The sequence below is a fragment of the Streptomyces sp. cg36 genome (assembly GCF_041080675.1).
Classification (GTDB): Bacteria; Actinomycetota; Actinomycetes; order Streptomycetales; family Streptomycetaceae; genus Streptomyces.
Window position 1 is genome coordinate 1096710 of the sequence record NZ_CP163520.1, and the last position, 17013, is coordinate 1113722.

17 protein-coding genes are annotated in these 17013 nt (G+C 73.8%); 3 read left to right on the top strand and 14 right to left on the bottom strand.

What is annotated here, in order from left to right; translation table 11 throughout:
* The first annotated feature begins 1 nt into the window (after position 1).
* From AB5J87_RS04855 to AB5J87_RS04865, 3 genes are all read left to right on the top strand, one after another.
* The gene (locus AB5J87_RS04855) at positions 2-883 is read left to right on the top strand and encodes a DUF4436 family protein (protein ID WP_369374289.1); all 882 of its coding nucleotides are present in this window, start codon (positions 2-4) and stop codon (positions 881-883) included.
* Positions 884-1171: 288 nt separating this feature from the next.
* Positions 1172-2272, top strand: coding sequence for a mechanosensitive ion channel family protein (locus AB5J87_RS04860; RefSeq protein ID WP_369374291.1), 1101 nt, complete (start codon positions 1172-1174; stop codon positions 2270-2272).
* 84 nt (positions 2273-2356) lie between these two features.
* Positions 2357-2743 (top strand): DUF779 domain-containing protein, encoded by a 387-nt coding sequence (locus tag AB5J87_RS04865; protein ID WP_369374293.1) that lies wholly within the window; start codon positions 2357-2359, stop codon positions 2741-2743.
* 11 nt (positions 2744-2754) lie between these two features.
* Here the strand turns inward: AB5J87_RS04865 and AB5J87_RS04870 are convergent, their stop codons facing one another.
* The 14 genes from AB5J87_RS04870 to AB5J87_RS04935 all read right to left on the bottom strand — a co-directional run bounded on the left by AB5J87_RS04870 (position 2755) and on the right by AB5J87_RS04935 (position 17001).
* On the bottom strand, positions 2755-4332 hold the full coding sequence (locus AB5J87_RS04870) for a hypothetical protein (protein ID WP_369374295.1): 1578 nt from the start codon (positions 4330-4332) through the stop codon (positions 2755-2757).
* Positions 4333-4578: 246 nt separating this feature from the next.
* Positions 4579-5757, bottom strand: coding sequence for a winged helix DNA-binding domain-containing protein (locus AB5J87_RS04875; RefSeq protein ID WP_369374297.1), 1179 nt, complete (start codon positions 5755-5757; stop codon positions 4579-4581).
* On the bottom strand, positions 5754-5948 hold the full coding sequence (locus AB5J87_RS04880; RefSeq protein ID WP_369374299.1) for a hypothetical protein: 195 nt from the start codon (positions 5946-5948) through the stop codon (positions 5754-5756). Before AB5J87_RS04880 ends, AB5J87_RS04875 begins: the two co-directional genes overlap by 4 nt.
* 135 nt (positions 5949-6083) lie before the next feature.
* Complete coding sequence (locus AB5J87_RS04885) at positions 6084-6950, bottom strand: phosphatidylinositol-specific phospholipase C/glycerophosphodiester phosphodiesterase family protein (RefSeq protein ID WP_369374301.1); 867 nt, start codon at positions 6948-6950, stop codon at positions 6084-6086.
* Between the two features lie 153 nt (positions 6951-7103).
* On the bottom strand, positions 7104-7760 hold the full coding sequence (locus tag AB5J87_RS04890) for an ABC transporter ATP-binding protein (protein WP_369374303.1): 657 nt from the start codon (positions 7758-7760) through the stop codon (positions 7104-7106).
* Entirely contained in the window at positions 7753-8664 is a 912-nt protein-coding gene (locus tag AB5J87_RS04895) for an ABC transporter ATP-binding protein (protein WP_369383356.1), read from the bottom strand. Before AB5J87_RS04895 ends, AB5J87_RS04890 begins: the two co-directional genes overlap by 8 nt.
* A gap of 41 nt (positions 8665-8705) precedes the next feature.
* Positions 8706-9596, bottom strand: a complete 891-nt coding sequence (locus tag AB5J87_RS04900) for an ABC transporter permease (RefSeq protein ID WP_369374305.1) — start codon at positions 9594-9596, stop codon at positions 8706-8708.
* Positions 9589-10554 (bottom strand): ABC transporter permease, encoded by a 966-nt coding sequence (locus AB5J87_RS04905; protein ID WP_369374307.1) that lies wholly within the window; start codon positions 10552-10554, stop codon positions 9589-9591. The genes AB5J87_RS04900 and AB5J87_RS04905 overlap by 8 nt, the downstream gene beginning before the upstream one ends.
* A gap of 23 nt (positions 10555-10577) precedes the next feature.
* Positions 10578-12182: an ABC transporter substrate-binding protein gene (locus tag AB5J87_RS04910; protein WP_369374309.1), complete on the bottom strand. Its 1605-nt coding sequence runs from the start codon at positions 12180-12182 to the stop codon at positions 10578-10580.
* 97 nt (positions 12183-12279) lie between these two features.
* Positions 12280-13383, bottom strand: coding sequence for an acyl-CoA dehydrogenase family protein (locus AB5J87_RS04915; protein ID WP_369374311.1), 1104 nt, complete (start codon positions 13381-13383; stop codon positions 12280-12282).
* A complete protein-coding gene (locus AB5J87_RS04920; protein ID WP_369374313.1) occupies positions 13380-14564 on the bottom strand; it encodes an acyl-CoA dehydrogenase family protein in 1185 nt (394 codons plus the stop codon). Before AB5J87_RS04920 ends, AB5J87_RS04915 begins: the two co-directional genes overlap by 4 nt.
* The gene (locus AB5J87_RS04925; RefSeq protein ID WP_369374315.1) at positions 14564-15529 is read right to left on the bottom strand and encodes an NADPH:quinone oxidoreductase family protein; all 966 of its coding nucleotides are present in this window, start codon (positions 15527-15529) and stop codon (positions 14564-14566) included. Before AB5J87_RS04925 ends, AB5J87_RS04920 begins: the two co-directional genes overlap by 1 nt.
* Positions 15530-15644: 115 nt before the next feature.
* Entirely contained in the window at positions 15645-16229 is a 585-nt protein-coding gene (locus AB5J87_RS04930; RefSeq protein ID WP_369374317.1) for a helix-turn-helix domain-containing protein, read from the bottom strand.
* 31 nt (positions 16230-16260) lie between these two features.
* Positions 16261-17001, bottom strand: a complete 741-nt coding sequence (locus tag AB5J87_RS04935; protein ID WP_369374319.1) for a PIG-L deacetylase family protein — start codon at positions 16999-17001, stop codon at positions 16261-16263.
* Positions 17002-17013: the final 12 nt, after the last annotated feature.

Genomic DNA, 17013 nt, shown 5'->3' on the forward strand with positions numbered 1-17013 from the left:
CATGACCGGGACCCGACGCGACCGGCCCCGCAGCGGCCTCCTCGCCGTGGTGCCAGTGGTCCTCGCCCTCCTGGTGGCCGGGGCGTGCGGACTCTGGCTCCAGTACGGGGAGCGCCAGGGCCTGGGCGCCCGGCACACGGCGGCGCCCGCCGAGCCGGTCCGCGACCGGGTCGACATCGACGCCGCCGTGCAGCGCGTCGACGCGACCGCCCGCGAGCTGGTCCTGCGCATCCAGGTCACCCCGCGCGGCGCCCTCGCGGAGGCGGGCGGTCTCTCGCCCGTCGAGGACCTGACGCTGCAGACCTCGCCCGCCGTCCGCGGCGACCTCTCCTTCCGCGCCCACAGCCGCCTCTCCAGCATCGACGTGCCGGTGGCGCTGACGGGCGGTCCGATCACGGACTACCCCTTCGACTCGTACGCGACGGAGCTGGAGTTCTCCGCGGTGCAGGGCGGCCGGAGCGTGCCCGTGCGGATGACGCTCTCCAACCGCGACGCGCTGTTCGCGCTCGGGGTCGACGCCTCGGAGGACAGCGGCACGGCGGTCTTCTCGGTGGACGCGGTGCGTTCCACCAGCTCCCTCGTGTTCGTCCTGTTCATGATGGCCGCGATGTGGGCCCTGACCGGTGCCGTCCTGATGGGCGGCTGGTATCTCGTACGCCGCCGCAAGGGCCTGACCTGGCCCGCGCTGGGCTGGATGGCCGCCACGCTCTTCGCCCTGGCCGCCTTCCGCAACACCGCGCCGGGCGCGCCGCCCATCGGCAGTCTGCTCGACTACCTCGCGTTCTTCTGGGCGGAGACCCTGATCGCCTTCTGTGTGATCGTGGTGGTCGTCAGCGCGGTACGGGCGGAGGGGCCACCGCCGGGCCCGGACGAGACACCCTGAAGCCCCGGGGCGGGGCGCCGACCCGTCCACCCCATGCCCGACCGCGGAACGGCCGCCTCCTTCGAGGCGGCCGTTCGGTGTGTCCGAGAAGTGCGGCCCACCTGCGAGGGCGTGGCGGCGATGGGGCAGGATGGCGCCCGTTCGCGGCGCGTACCCACGGGTACGCCGACCCGGACCGAGCACCACGCAACACGATCTGACAGGTGACAAGATGGCGACACATCGCATAGCCCGGCCGGTGGCGGCCCCCGGACCCCTCCACTCCCCGCACGCCCCGGAGGACGTCCGTTGACCCGGGAACTGGTCCTGCACGACTGGGTGGTGGCCGCCATATCGATGGCCGCGGGCCTCGTGGCGGCCGTGCTGCTGCGGGCCCTGCTGCGCTGGCTCGGGCGGCACGCGCTGCGGACCAAGTGGCGCGGGGACGACATCATCGTCGACGCGCTGCGCACCGTCGCCCCCTGGGCGGCCGTGGTCGCGGGCGCCGCGGCGGCGGCCTCCGTACTGCCGCTCACCAAACGGCTCGCGGCGATCACCAACCACACGCTCACCGCCGTCCTCATCCTGGTCGTCACCCTCACCGCGGCCCGGGTCATCGCCGACCTGGTGCAGTCGGTGGCCGCGTCCCGCACCGGGGTGGCCGGTTCGGCCACCATCTTCGTCAACATCACCCGGGTCGTGGTCCTGGCGATGGGCGCGCTGGTGGCGCTCGACACCCTCGGCATCTCCATCGCGCCGCTGCTCACCGCCCTGGGCGTGGGTGGTCTGGCGGTCGCGCTGGCGCTCCAGGACACCCTCGCCAACCTGTTCGCCGGGGTGCACATCCTGGCGTCCAAGACCGTGCAGCCCGGTGACTACATGCGGCTGAGCAGCGGGGAGGAGGGGTACGTCGTCGACATCAACTGGCGCAACACCGTGGTGCGCAACCTGTCGAACAACCTCGTCATCATCCCCAACGCACGGCTCGCCCGCACCAACATGACCAACTTCTCGCGCCCGGAGCAGGAGTTGTCGATCCTGGTCCAGGTGGGGGTGGGGTACGAGAGCGACCTGGAGCACGTGGAGCGGGTGACGCTCGACGTCATCAACACCGTGATGACGGACATCACCGGCGCGCTCCCCCACCACGAGGCGGCGGTCCGCTTCCACACCTTCGCGGATTCGCGGATCAACTTCACGGTGATCCTGGGCGTGGGCGAGTTCAGCGACCAGTACCGGATCAAGCACGAGTTCATCAAGCGCCTGCACCAGCGCTACCGGGCGGAGGGCATCTCGATCCCCGCCCCCACCCGCACCGTCTCCCTCCACCACGACGAGCCCCGGCCCGGCGTCCCCGTTCCGCACCAGCGCGAGGCGTCCGACAGCGCCCGGTGGGAAGTGCAGGGCTAGGCCGCGCGCAACGTGGCTGCAACCCGGCCCGTGCTTGGCTGGGCCGGGCCGGTACCGCACCCATCCCGAAGGGCCGTGGTCGTCATGTCGGAGCCGCGCGAGACCGTGGGGACACCCCAGCAGCCCGACCACGCACGCGTGGAGCTCACCCCGGCGGCCGTCGCACTGATCCGTCAACTGCGCTCCGCGCACGGTCCTTTGATGTTCCATCAGTCCGGCGGCTGCTGCGACGGCAGCGCGCCGATGTGCTACCCGGACGGCGAGTTCCGTACGGGAGGCTCCGACGTGCTCCTCGAATCCCTCGTGGTGGAGGGGGTCGAGGAGCCCGTGCCGTTCTGGATCTCGGCGGCACAGGACGAGGTGTGGCGGCACACCCGGCTGATCGTGGACGTGGTCGAGGGCCGGGGCAGCGGCTTCTCGCTGGAGGCGCCGGAAGGCGTGCGCTTCCTCATCCGCTCGCGCCTGCGCTGAAGGCCCCGCCCTCAGCCGCCGTCGCGCACCGCCACCATCCCGTTGAACACACCGATGTACGCGGTGCCGTCCGGGCCGAGGGTGATGGGCGCCCAGTTGTTGTCGTACGCCGCTCCCGTCCCGGTCAGACGGCGCCAGCGGACCTCGCCGGTGCGGAAGTCGACGGCGGTCAGGTACCAGGCGTCGACGCCGAGGGCGTTGGGCTCCTTCTCGTAGAAGTAGAGCAGGCCGTTGGCCGTGGAGAGCTTGGGAACGGTCGACGGCGACTTGACGTCGCTCTGCCACACCGTGTCGCAGCCGCTGCCGTCGGGGCGCACGTCGATGCGGGTCACCCCGCCCACCACGCTCCGGCCGAAGGTGAGCGAGGTGAGGTTCTCGTAGCCGTAGTTGTTCTCGACGACGATGCTGTTGCCCCAGGTGATCAGGGAGTTGTCGGTGGTGGAGTGCCCGGCCCCGAAGACGGGGACCTCGCAGACCAGCCGCCGGTCGTCGGGGACGTCCGCGCCCCGCCGGTAGACGACCACGTTCATCCGGTCGTCGGCGTTGTCGGTGATGGCCGCGTAGCCGTCGCCGAAGAGGTCGGGCGTGGTGCCCGAACCCTGGTTCACCGAGCCGGGTTTGGTGCCGGTGCCCCGGTCGTACGTCTGGCGCCAGCGCACCACCGGGGTGCCCCCGGCGTCCGCCTCGAAGCTGTACAGGGCGTGGTCGGAGACGATGGAGACGCCGTCCTCGGCCACCGAGAAGGAGTTCTGGATCTCCTCCCCCGGCAGCTGGACGGAGCGGACGCGCCCGCTGTCCGGGTCGATCGTGCCCACCCGGCCGAGCCGGGTCACCCACCAGATGCGGCCCTGCCAGTCCGGCATCACCGAGGTGACCGGGTCGCAGACGCCGCTCGGGAAGAGGTTGGTCCAGCTGACGCAGTCGTGCGGGACCACCGCGCTCAGGTTCCAGTCGTCGTCGACGACGAACCGCCAGCTCCCGTCGGCGGCCTGCTCGTGCGCGAGGCGCAGGACGTGGTGGCGGGAGTCGGCCAGGACCACCCGGTCCCGGTCGTCGAGGTAGAAGTACGCTCCGCCGGAGGTGTCCTTGAAGATCTTCGAGAAGTCGAGCCGGGTGATCGCCTCGACCGTCGAGGAGCGCTGCGGCAGCTGGTACTCGGCGAGCGTGGCGAGGGTGCGCGGGTCGAGGAGCTTGAGCAGGAAACCCTGGAAGGTGCCGCAGACGGTGATCAGCCGCCCGGCCGCGTCGAAGGTGGCGGTGGCGCACTCGCCGCCGAGCGCGGCGATCCGCTCGCTGGTGACCTGCGGGTCGCGGCCGAGCGGCCCCGGGTAGGGGTGGGTGCCGCTGCCCCACGAGTCGCCGTGCATCCCGCTGCGCCCGTTGGGGGCGAGGTGCGGGTTCTGGGCGGGGGCCGCGCCGGGCACGGGCCGGGCGGTGGCGGGCGCGCCCTCGTACTGGCTGACCAGGCGGTGGCCGGGCGCCTTGGGTATCTCGGTGGCCCGGGCGCCGCCGGCCGGGCCCGTGAGGGCGCTCGCGGCGGCGGTGAGCGTCAGGGCCAGTGCGCGGGCGAGCGCTCTGCGGGACAACATACGGCTCCTCCGGTCGCGTACGGCACCGCCGCGTACGTCGGTGACGTACGGGTGGTGCGTACATCGGGTGTCGCGCCGGGGCCCGACGCTAGAGCCGTGTTCGTGAAGTGTCCATGCAAAGTCGGGCGGCTTCACACACGTTTCATGATCGGCCCAGGACCGGCCGGACGGGCCGGCGGGACGGGCCGGTCCACCGCAGCCGCCCGTGAACCGCCGCCGCACACACGGCGGTTGACCAGCACGCGCTCAGGCCGAGAGCCGCCTTTCGAGCGGCGTGCGGAAGCTCGGGCGGATGCGTACGTCGCCGAAGAACTCCGCCAGCCGCTCCGCCTCCGCGGCGATCGCAGCCGTGGCGTCCGCGCCCAGGTCGGCCACGTCCTCGAAGACATGGGTGGCGATCTCGCCGTCCGCCCGCTGTGCCCAGCCGCCCACGATCCGCCCGCTCCACCACAGCGACGGGCCGATGTTGCCGGTGTTGTCGAAGAGTTCGGCCCGGTGGGCGGTGTCGAGGTACCAGTCGCGGTGGCGCCAGCCCATCGGGGTCGGGTCGAGGCCCGGCAGCAGCGCGGCCCAGGGGCCGCGGTCGGGCGGCGCCGCGAGCGAGCCGGGCAGGGCGTGGCCGGGCCCCTCGTCGAGGTCGACCTCGACCGCGCCGGACCCGGCCAGCGCCTTGCGGGTGTCGGTGAGCGTCCACCCCGTCCACCACTTCACGTCCTCGGTGGTGGCGGGTCCGAACGCGTCGAGGTAGCGCGTGACCAGTTCGGTCCTGGCCTCGGCGGCGGGCAGCTCCGGGTGCGGCTCGGCGACCGTCCAGCGGAACTGGCTGGAGGCCCAGGTGCCCAGCGGGCGCCCGCGCCGGATGCGCCCCTCGGCGGCCAGCACCCCCAGGAAGCGGCTGGTGATGCGGGGCCTCGCCTCGTACGGCTTGCCCGCGGCCTGGACGATCTGGGCGCGCAGCGCGGGCACGTCCTCGGCGAGCTGGGCGGCGGTCGCCTCGCCCCGGGCCGCGAGGGCGGCCAGCACCTCCTCCTGGGTGGCGGCGAACCACTGTGCACCCAGGCCCAGTTGCTCCTCGATCACCTTCGCCAGGCCCTTGCGCTCGCGCACCGCGACGGCCCGCGCCGCGCCCGCGTCGGCGACCGGGGCGAGCTCGGCTGGCAGCACGAACATGGTGCGGCGCATGCAGAGCATCCGCACCAGCGCGTGGTCCTCGTACAGCGCGCGCTCCAGCTCGGCGACCGACGCCGCGGCCGACCGGGCGGCGACCGAGAGGTACACGGTGGCCGGGTCGGTGGCGTGCAGCGCCACCAGCGCCCGCGCGACCTGCTCGGGCGCGGCGGCGCGGGCGGCCGGGGCGAGCAGGTGGCGGGAGCCGAGGCGGGCGCGCCGCTGGGCCGCGGTGATCTTCGGTCGGGCAGCCGTCATGGTCTGAGGCTACCGACCACTCCGGCCGTGGCGTTCAGGCTGTCGTGGATCGTGGGCGCGAGGCTCGTCCCGGCGAGGAAGAACCCGAGCAGGACACAGACCACCGCGTGCGACGCCTTGAGTCCGCCGGTGCGCAGGAAGATCACCGCCAGCACCACGAGCAGCAGCACCACCGAGATCGAAATGGCCATGGCCAGCCTCCTCCACCGCGCCCCATTTCGGGCATTCGGCCGCCAGTGTGACGGAGGAGGCGGGCCATTCGGACGCATGGCGTGTCCGCCGTACGGGTGTTGACTGCGGGTGACGACGGGCGGGCGGGGGCCGGGCTACTCGCCGTGGGCCCGCAGGAACGCCTCCAGGCCGGCCAGGTCGTCGGTGTTGAGGTAGTCGACGTCGGCGGCGAGCAGCTCCGTCCAGAGCGCGTCCCGCTCCGGCCCGGCCAGGTCCGGGGTGGCCCAGAACCGTACGCGCTGGCGGTGCGCGTGGGCCCGCGCCACGATCTGCCGCAGCTTCTGCCGCTCGGCGGGCGGGAACGGCCCGGCGCCCAGCCAGCTGAAGCTCTCCGTCCAGTTGCTGCTGATCAGTGGGATGAAGGCGGCGGTGGCGGCGGTGCCCAGGTCGTCGAGCCGTCCGTCGTAGAACGCGTGGCGCACCCGCTGCGCCTCCATCGGCACCCGGGCGGCGCGGTCGCCGGAGATCACCGGGGTGACGGCGCCGGTCGACACCCGCCCGTGCCCGTACCGGCTGAGCATCTCGCGGTACGGGCGCAGCCGCCGGTCGAGCTCCAGATAGGCGGCGGCGCCGTCGGCCTTGATGTCGACGAGCAGTTGTACGGAGTGGTGGTAACCCCGGTACACCGAGCCGCGGTTGGCGCGCACCCGGGCCAGCAGCGGGTCGAGGTAGAGCCTTTCGAGGGTGCGGGTGGGGTCGAGGCCGGCCGGGTCGTGGGCCACCAGGAGCTGCCCGTCCACCAGGTAGATGTCGGCCTCGACGCTGGTGAACCCGTGTGCCAGGGCGTCGAAGAGGGGGTGCGGGTGCTCGTAGTCGTTGTGCGCGTGGGTCCTGCGCAGCGGTCTCGGCCCGGTGGGGCGACCGCCGGCGCGGTCGGCCGCGGCGGCGGTGGGCGCGATGGCGGCGCTTGCGGCTGCCGCGGCCAGGGCGGCGACGGCACTGCGGCGGGTCAGTCGAGCCATGGGAACTCTCCCGGGGGCGGTGGGACGACGGACGGCGGGACGGCACCGAGTATGGCCGCGCGCCGGGGGCAACGGGCAGGTGCGGGCCGAGAGTTGGCCGGTACTTCGCCGGGCCGTCACCGGGGCGGCGACGGCCGCCCGCTCCGCCCGCCGCTACCGTCCGAGCTCGTCCCAGCCCGCCGTCCGGTCGCACCAGCGCGTCAGGAGCGTGCGGTCGTGGCCCACCGTGAGGAGGGCGGCGCCGGTGGCCGTGCGGTAGCGCTCGACGGTGGCCACCAGGGCCGCCGTCGTCGACGCGTCCAGCATCGCCGTCATCTCGTCGCACACCAGCAGGCGCGGGCGCAGCACCAGGGCGCGGGCCAGACAGGCGCGCTGGAGCTGGCCGTCGCTGACCTCGTGCGGACGGCGGTTGAGCAGGTCGCCGCCCAGGCCCACCAGCTCGGCCAGTTCGTCCACGCGCTCGCGCACCTCGATGCGGCGGCCGTTCGCCCGCAGCGGCTCGGCGACGATCTCGCGCAGCCGCAGCCGGGGGTCGGCGGCCAGGCGCGGCGACTGGAAGACGACCCCCACGGTGGTGCGCAGCGCGCGCGGGGCGCGGTGGCGCCACTCGGTGACCCGGGTGCCGTCGAGGGTGACCGTGCCGCCGTCGGGACGGTGCAGCAGGGCCGCGACCCGGGCCAGGGTGGACTTGCCGCAGCCGCTGGGCCCGAGCAGGCCCACCGCCTCGCCGGGGGCGACGGACAGGCTCACCGAGCGGACCACGGGCCGCTCGCGCTCGTACCCGGCGGTGATGTCCTTCAGCTCAAGCACGGCCGGGCTCCTCCGGGTGGTGGCAGGCGACCTCGCCGTCGAACGGCGGCGGGGTGCCGCACAGGGCGGTGGCCCGTGCGCAGCGGGGGGCGAACGCGCAGCCCGTAGGGAGATCGCCCAGTTCGGGCGGCATTCCGGGAATGGGGGCGAAGGCCCGTTCCGGGAGCGCGTCGAGCAGGCCCCGAGCATACGGGTGACGGGGTCCCGGCTCACCGAAATACGAGGCCGCGTCGGCGAGTTCGACGATGCGGCCCGCGTACATCACGGCGACCCGGTCGGCGATCCGCCGGGCCGCCGCGAGGTCGTGGGTGATCATCAGCAGGGCGCGGCCGTCGTCGGCGGTGCGGCGCAGTTCGTCGGCGGTGCGCTCCACCAGGTCGCGGTCGAGGCCGGTGGTGGGTTCGTCGGCGAGCAGCAGCGGCGCGTCCCCGACCAGCGCCAGCGCGGTCGCGGCGCGCTGGGCGAGGCCGCCGGAGAGCTCGTGCGGGTAGCGGTCGAGGTGGCCGGGCGGGAACGCGGCCCGTTCGGCCGCCGCCTCGGTGGCCGCGGGCAGCTCGCGCCGCGGGGTGCCGGTGAGCTCGCGCAGGGTCTCGGCGAGCTGGGCGCGCACGGTCCGTACGGGGGTGAGGTGCGCGGCCGGGCTCTGCGGGACGAGGCCGACGCGGCGGCCCCGTACGGTGCGGGCCAGGGTGCGTTCGTCGGCGGTGAGCAGGTCGAGGGGGGCGCCGCCGCCGTGCAGGACGGCGCTTCCGGCGGTCTCCGCGTTGCCCGGCAGCAGGCCGAGCAGGGCGGAGGCGAGGACCGACTTGCCGCAGCCGCTCTCGCCGACCAGGGCCAGGCACTCGCCCGCCGCCAGGTCGAAGGAGGCGTCGGTGACGGCGCTGACGTAGTGGCCGCCGCGCATCCGGAAGCGCACCGAGAGGCCGCGCGCGGCCAGGACCGTGGTCACAGCGTCAGCTCCGATCGGCGGCGCGGGTTGAGGCGTTCGCGCCAGGCTCCGGCCAGACCGGCCACCGCCAGGGTCGGCACGATCAGCAGCAGGCCCGGGAAGAGCGTGGGCCACCAGTGCCCGGCGAGCAGCGAGCCGCGTGCCGACTGGACCAGGTTGCCGAGGCTGGCCTGGTGGCTGGGCAGGCCGAGGCCGAGGAAAGAGAGCGCCGACTCGTGCCACATCGCGTGCGGCACCATCAGCACGGCGGCGAGCCCGGCCTGCGGCAGCACCCCCGGCAGCAGGTGACGGACCGTCACCCGCAGTCGGGAGGAGCCGCCGGAGACGGCCGCGTCGATGTAGGGGCGGGTGCGCAGGGACAGCACCTCGGCGCGGACGATCCGGGCGGTGGAGAGCCAGTGCGTGACCGCGACGGACGCGATCACCGGCCCCACGCCGGGGCGGAACATCGCCACCACGAAGATCCCCAGCAGCAGGTGCGGCACCGAGGAGAACACGTCGACGAGCCGCATCACCAGCCGGTCCGTCCAGCCGCCCAGGGCCCCGGCGAGCGCGCCCACGGCGGTGCCCACGACGGTGGCCGCGAGCGCCGCGACGACGCCGACGAGCAGCGAGATCCGCAGCCCGTACACACAGCGCAGCAGCAGGTCGCGGCCCACGTCGTCGGTGCCGAACGGGTGCTCCCAGGAAGGCGGAAGCAGCTTGTGCGACAGGTCGACGGCCTGCTGGTCGAGCTGGACCAGCGGTGGTACGAGGAGCACGGCGAGCACCGCCGCCGCGACGGTCAGGGCCGAGGCCCGCACCCGCAGGGTCCGGGTGGAGCGGCCGGAGCGCCCGCGCGCCCGCCACTGGGTGGCGGCGGCGGTGCCGGAGGCGGTGTCAGCCATCGAAGCCCACCCTCGGGTCGGCGATCCCGTACAGCAGGTCGGAGAGGAGGTTGCCGAGCAGCACGGCGGCGGTGGCCAGCACGGTGAGCGCGGCGAGCAGCGGGAAGTCCACGGAGGTGGCGGCCTGGACGGTGGCGGCGGCGATGCCGGGCCAGCTGAACACGGTCTCGACCAGCAGCGCGCCGGTGATGAGTTCGGGCACCCGCGAGCCGACGAGGGTCAGCATCGGCAGCAGGCCCGAGCGCAGGGCGTGCCCGAGCAGCACGGTCCGCTCGCTCAGGCCGCGCGCGCGGGCGCCGCGCACCGGGTCCTCCTCCAGCGCGTCGGCGACGCCCTGGCGTACGTACAGGGTGAACCAGGGCAGCTGGGAGACGCCGAGGACGGCGGCGGGGAGCACCAGATGGCGGGCCACCTGGTCGAAGGAGACGGTGGTGCTGGCGGTGTCGGTGAGTCCTCCGGCGGGCAGCGCGTCCAGCTGGACGGCGAAGAACCAGATGGCGAGCAGCCCGAGCCAGAAGGCGGGCGCGGCCTCCAGGGTGTACGCGGCGGAGGTGACGCAGCGGTCGAGCGGTCCGCCGGTGCGGCGCGCGGCGAGCACGCCGAGTGCGGTGCCGAGGACGACGGCGACCAGGAACGCGGTGGCGGCCAGCAGCACGGACCAGCCCAGCCGTTCGCCGATGGCGTCGGCGACGGGCCGGCGCAGCACGCTGGAGTCGCCGAGGTCGCCGGTGAGGGCGCCGGTCAGCCACTCCCACCAGCGCGACACCAGCCCCTGGTCGGCGCCGAGGTTGGCGCGCAGCTGGTCGAGGTCGTGCTGGGAGGCGGTGAGACCGGCCGTGCCGGCGTACGCCTTGACCGGGTCGAAGGGGGAGGCGGCGGCCACGGCGAAGACGCCGAAGGTCACCACCAGCAGGACGGGGGCGGCGAACAGGAGCCGCCGCCCCGCCATCCGTGCCATCGGCCCCCAGGGGAGGCGGCGGCTCACTTCTTGGGCGCCCAGGTCTCGACGTTCCACCAGGGTCCGGAGGCGAGGCCGTGGTCGTGCGGTTCGGTCTGGGTGGTCAGGCCGTCCCAGCGGTCGTTCACGACGTAGAGGTGGTCGATGTGGGTGAGGAAGGTGTAGCCGGGGTTCTTGACCAGTTCGCGCTGGATGCTGTCGTACGCGCTCCTGCGGGCGGCGGTGTCACCGCTCTTGCGGCCCTCGTCGAGCGCCTTGTCGACGGTCTCGTTGGCGTAGTGGGCCATGTTGTTGAAGCCGTCGCCCGCGAGGGAGGAGTTGAGGAGCGTGTACTGGTCGAAGTCGGGGTCGCCGGGCGAGCCGCCGCCCGCGAGGACCGCCTCCTCCTTCATCCGGGGCTCGATGACCTCCCACGTACCGGCCTGGGTGGTGATGTCGACGCCCGCCTTCTTGGCGTCGGAGGCGTAGGCGAGGGCGTGGTCCTGGCGGAGCTTGTCGCCGGAGAGGTACCAGAGCGGGAACGCGGCGCGCACGCCGTCCTTCTCGCGGATGCCGTCGGAGCCGGGCTTCCAGCCCGCCTCGTCCAGGATCTTCTTGGCGGCGGCCAGGTCGTGGGGCCGCTCGGTGCCCGCCGCGAACCAGGGGCTGCCGGTGGGCACCGGCCCGTAGGCGGGCTTGCCCGCGCCGTCGAGGATCTTGTCGACCATCGCCGCGCGGTCCACGGCGAGGTCGAGCGCGCGGCGCACGGCGGTGTCGCCGGTGACCTTGTTGCCGGTGGGCAGGGTGACGTTGCGGTAGTCGTAGGTCTTCGCCGCGTAGGTCTTCTTGTGCTGGTCCTTCGCGAAGCCCTCGGCGAGGTTGGGCGGCAGGATGGCGCCGTCGAGGTCGCCGGAGCGCAGCCGGGTGGCGCGCACGTCGTCGTCCTTGATGATCGCCATGGTGAACTTCTTCACCTTCGGCGCGCCGCCCCAGTACCCCGGGTTGGCCTCGAACGCGATCTTCTCGCTCCTGGACCACTTGACGAGCTTGTACGGCCCGGTGCCCACGGGGGCGGTGGCGAAGTCGCCGGTGTTCACGTCCTGCTTGCCCGCGATGTGCTCGGGCACGACGGGCAGCACGGTGCGCTGCGCGAACGGCGCGTAGGGGTACTTCAGGGTGAAGACCACCGTGTCGTCGCCGCTCGCCCTGACCTCCTTGACGGCGTCGAGCTCGCCCTTGGAGGGATTGTTGGTCTTCGGGTCGAGGATGGTCGTGTAGGTGAAGACGACGTCCTTGGCCGTGAAGGGCCGCCCGTCGCTGAACTTCACGCCCTGGCGCAGCTTGTACGTGTAGGTGAGCCGGTCGGCGCTCACCTCGGGCAGGGCGACGGCGAGCGCGGGCTTGAGGCCCATCCGCGCGTCGAGCGTCAGCAGTCCGTCGAAGATCTTGGAGTTGCCGTCCTTGCCGTAGCCCAGGAGCGGGCTCAGGGTCTCGGGTTCGTAGGCGATGCCGACGACGGCCGAGTCCCCGCCCTTCCCCGACCCGCCCCCGCCGGGGCTGGAGCAGGCGGACGCGGTGACGGCCAGTGCTCCGGCCAGCGCCGCGGCGCCCGCTCCCCGTATCGCCCCGCGCATCGATCGGGCGGCCATGCCCCACACCCCTTGTTGAAGATCAACTGTTACTGCGAACAGATCGCATTTAAACAGCGCGCAAAGGGCTGGTCAAAAACGGGACACTCCGTGCGAGCTATGACGGTCCGGGCAACCCCACGAGCTCCGCCACGGCCGCCCGGTACTCGCCGGCCGAACCCAGCGCCAGCTGCGCCGACTTGGCCCGCTTGAGGTACAGGTGCGCCGGGTGCTCCCAGGTCATGCCGATGCCGCCGTGCAGTTGCACGCACTCCTCGGCCGCGCGCACCGCGACCCCGGAGCAGTACGCCTGCGCGACCGCCACCGAGAGCGGCGCGTCCGGGCTCGCGGTGGCGAGCGCGTCGGCGGCGGCGCGGGCGGCGGCCCGCGCGGAGACGACCTCCAGCCACAGCTGCGCCAGCCGGTGCTTGAGCGCCTGGAACGAGCCGACCGGCCGGTTGAACTGCTTGCGGTCCCGGACGTACGCGACGGTACTGGTCAGACACCACTCGGCGACGCCCAGCTGCTCGGAGGCGAGCAGCCCGGCCCCGGCGAGCAGCCCGCGCCGCACCGCCGCCCGGCCCGTCCCGGCGTCCGCGAGCACTGTGCCGCCCGCTCCGTCGAAGGCCAGCGCGGCCAGCGGCCGGGTGAGGTCGAGCGGGGTGAGCGGCTCGCGCGCGACACCGGCCCCGGCCGCCTCCACCGCGTACAGCCCCCGGCCGGTCGGGACGAGCAGGACGTCGGCGGTGGCGCCGTCCGCCACCGCGCTCACCGTCCCGTCCAGCTCCTCGCGCTCCTGCGGCGAGTCGGGCCCGCAGGAGAACGGCAGGGCCAGCGCGGCCGTACGGCGTCCGGCCGCCAACTCGGACAGCAGCGAGGCGACTTGAGGGGACTCGGTGTCGAGGCCGAGCAGGGTCTCGGTGGCGATGACGGAGCTGGTCAGATACGGCACGGGCGCGACGGACCGGCCGATCTCCTCCAGGACCACGGCCGCCTCGCGGTGCCCGGCGCCCTGGCCGCCCAGCTTCTCCGGGACGAGCAGTCCGGCCAGGCCCATCTCCGCGCCGAGCGCGTGCCACAGCGGCCCCTCGTAGGGGGTGCCCGCCTCGGCGCGGGCCAGTACCGAGGCGGGCTCCGCCCGGTCGCCGAGCAGCGAGCGCACGGCGGCCCGCAGGTCCTCCTCGGCCTCGGAGTAGAGCAGATCGGGGGTGGTCTCGGTCATCGGGCCAGGTCCTTCCAGGCGGTGTCCTTGTCGCTGCGCGGCTCGGCGGGCAGCCCCAGGACGCGCTCGGCGACGATGTTCAGGAGCACCTCGCTGGTGCCGCCCTCGATGGAGTTGCCCTTGGAGCGCAGATACCGGTATCCGGCGTCGCGGCCGGTGAAGTCGACCAGCTCGGGGCGGCGCATGGTCCAGTCGGAGTACAACAGCCCCTCCTCGCCCAGGAGTTCCACCTCCAGACCGCTGATCTCCTGGTTCAGCCGGGCGAACGACAGCTTCATGCCCGAGCCCTCGGGGCCGGGGCGGCCCGCGGCGAGCTGCTGGCGCAGCCGCTCACCGGTGAGCCGGGCGACCTCCGCCTCCACCCACAGCGTGAGCAGCCGCTGGTGCAGGTCGTGGGTGCGCAGCTCCGGGCGCTCGCGCCAGACCTCGGCGACCGGCGCGATCATCCCGCCCTCGCGGGGGCGGCGCATGCCGCCGATGGAGACCCGCTCGTTCATCAGGGTGGTCCGGGCGACCTGCCAGCCCTCGCCGACCGCGCCCAGGCGGTGGGCGTCGGGGATGCGGACGCCGGTGAGGAACACCTCGTTGAACTCGGCCTCGCCGGTGATCTGGCGCAGCGGGCGCACCTCGACGCCCGGGTCGGTCATGTCGCAGACGAAGTAGGTGATGCCCTGGTGCTTGGGGAGGTCCGGGTCGGTGCGGGCGATCAGGATGGCCCAGCGGGCCAGATGGGCGCTGGAGGTCCACACCTTCTGCCCGTCGACCCGCCAGCCGTCGCCGTCCCGCACCGCCCGGGTGCCGAGGGCGGCGAGGTCGGATCCGGCGCCGGGCTCGCTGAACAGCTGGCACCACACCTCCTCGCCCGTCCACAGCGGGCGCAGGAACCGCCGCTTCTGCTCCTCCGTGCCGTGGGCGAGGATCGTCGGCGCGGCCATGCCGAGGCCGATCCCGATCCGGCGCGGGTCGTTGTCGGGCGCCCCGGCCGCTTCGAGCGCGGCGTCGACGACCGGCTGGAGCGAGCGCGGCGCCCCGAGCCCGCCGAGGCCGGCCGGGTAGTGCACCCAGGCGAGCCCGGCGTCGAAGCGCGCCTTGAGGAAGTCGCCGGGCCCGGTGGTGGCGGGCGGATGCGATGCCAGCAACTCCCTTACGAGGCCGAGCAGTTCGTCGGCGCCGACGCTCATCACCGAGCTCCTTCCGGCACGACCACGACCCGGCCGGTGGTGGCGCCGTCGGCGACGCGCTGGACGGCGTCGGCCGCGTCCCTCAGCGTCACCCGCTCACTGATCAGCGGCTTGACCGCGCCCTCGGCGGCCAGCTCGGTGAGCTGCTGGTGGCAGCGCAGGATCGACGCCGGGTCCTTCTGCGCGTACAGCCCCCAGTGCAGGCCCACGATCGAGTAGTTCTTCACCAGCGCATGGTTGAGCGCGGGGGCCGGAATGCTGCCGCTGGCGAACCCGACGACCAGGATGCGCCCCTCGAAGGCCACGCACTTGGCCGACTTGGCGTAGGCGTCGCCGCCGACCGGGTCGTAGATGACATCGGCGCCGCGTCCGCCGGTGGCCTCCTTGACGGCGGCCACGAGGTCGTCGGTGCGCCGGTCGATGACCAGGTCGCAGCCCAGCTCGCGGGCGATGCGGGCCTTGTCGGCGCCGCCGACCACACCGATGACGGTGGCCCCGGCCGCCTTGCCGAGCTGGACGGCCGCGCTGCCCACACCCCCGGCGGCGGCGTGCACCAGCAGCGTCTCGCCCTTCTGGAGGCGGGCCCGTCGGTGCAGCCCGAACATGCCGGTCTGGTAGCCGACGTGCAGGGCGGCGGCCTCGGCGTCGTCCAGCGCCTCGGGCGCGGGCAGCAGCGCGCCCTCGTCGGCGACGACGTACTCGGCGAGCCCGCCGTAGGGCAGCACGGGGTTGGCGATGACGCGCCGCCCGCCCTCGGTCTCGCCGCAGATCTCCACGCCGGGGGTGAACGGCAGCGGCGGCCTGACCTGGTACTCGCCCCGGCAGAGCAGCGCGTCCGGGAAGTTGATGTTCGCGGCGCGCACCTTGAGCAGCACCTGCCCCGGGCCCGGGGCGGGCGGGTCGACCTCGTCGAGGCGCATGACCTCGCGGGGCTCGCCGTTCTCGTGCACTCGCCATGCCTGCATTCGGGGCCTCCACGCGCTGTAGGCGGTACGGCTGCGTACCCTTGCCCCGGCATACTAAGCGGTCGCTTGCCGCTGAGGGAACAGGCAACCGCCAACAGGACGGCCCGCGCCCCGGCTACCCCTGCCGGGGCCGCGCCCGTACGTGCATCCGCTCCCCCTGGGGCCCGAACAGGCTCAGATACTCCACCGGAGCCTCCCCGGCCGGCCCGAACCAGTGCGGCAGCCGGGTGTCGAACTCGGCCGCCTCACCCGCCCCCAGCACCACGTCGTTGTCGCCCAGCACCAGCCGCAGCCTGCCCGCCAGCACGTACAGCCATTCGTACCCCTCGTGGATCCTCGGCTCGGGCTCCACCCCCGTCGCCCGGTCCACCACCTTGTACGCCTGGAGCCCGCCGGGCTGGCGGGTCAGGGGCACCATGGTCTTGCTCCCCCGCACGATCGGCTTCGCCCGTACCCGCGGATCGCCGACGGGCGGCGCGCCCACCAGGTCGTCGAGCGGCACCTGATGGGCGCGGGCGATCGGCAGCAGCAGCTCCAGGCTGGGCCGCCGGTTGCCGGACTCCAGCCGGGAGAGCGTGGAGACGGAGATCCCGGTGGCCGCCGACAGATCCCCGAGCGTGGCCCCGCGCTCCTTGCGGATGCGGCGCAGCCGGGGGCCCACTTCGGTCAGCACGTCGTCGAGGTCGCGGTCTTCGCTCATGGGGACATTGCAGGATCGGCAACCGCGGTTGTCAACGCGGGAAGACCTCGAAGGTGACCGCCGGACGTCCCCCGAACCGCTCGGAGGCGCGCCGGGCGTTCTCGGTGAGGAAGGTGCGGCAGTACGTCTCCGGGTCCTCCTCGGTCAGCCCCTCGATGTAACTGCGGTGCTCCAGGAGCGAGTCCACCGACCGCTCCAGGCCCGCCGTCGCGTCGACCGCGTGCGTGGGCGAGGTCGATCCGGCCACCGCGACCCAGCGCACCCCGTTCCAGGGCGCCAGGCCCCGCTCGGTGAGCTCGGGGAAGATCCAGCGGTTTCCGGCGTCCCCGGCCGCGTCCAGGGTGGCCCGGCCCACCGCGCGGTGGTCGGGGGTGTTCCAGACGACGCCGCCCCAGGTGTCGCGGTGGTTGAGCGTGAGGACCAGTTCGGGGCGGTGGCGGCGGATGGCGGCGGCGATGTCCCGGCGCAGCCCCAGGCCGTACTCGATCACACCGTCCCGGTGGTCCAGGAACTCGACCGCCGAGACGCCCACCACGGCCGCGCTCGCCCGCTGCTCCGCCTCCCGCAGGGGTGCGCACTCGGCGGGCGCGATGCCGTCGATGCCCGCCTCGCCCCGGGTCGCCAGGACGTAGGTGACCTCCTTGCCGCTGTCGGTCCAGCCCGCGATCGCCGCGGCGCAACCGTACTCCAGGTCGTCGGGGTGGGCGACGACCGCCAGCGCGCGCCGCCAGTCGTCGGGCATCTCCTGCAACTGCTCCAACTGCTCTGTCATGAGGGCAGCTTA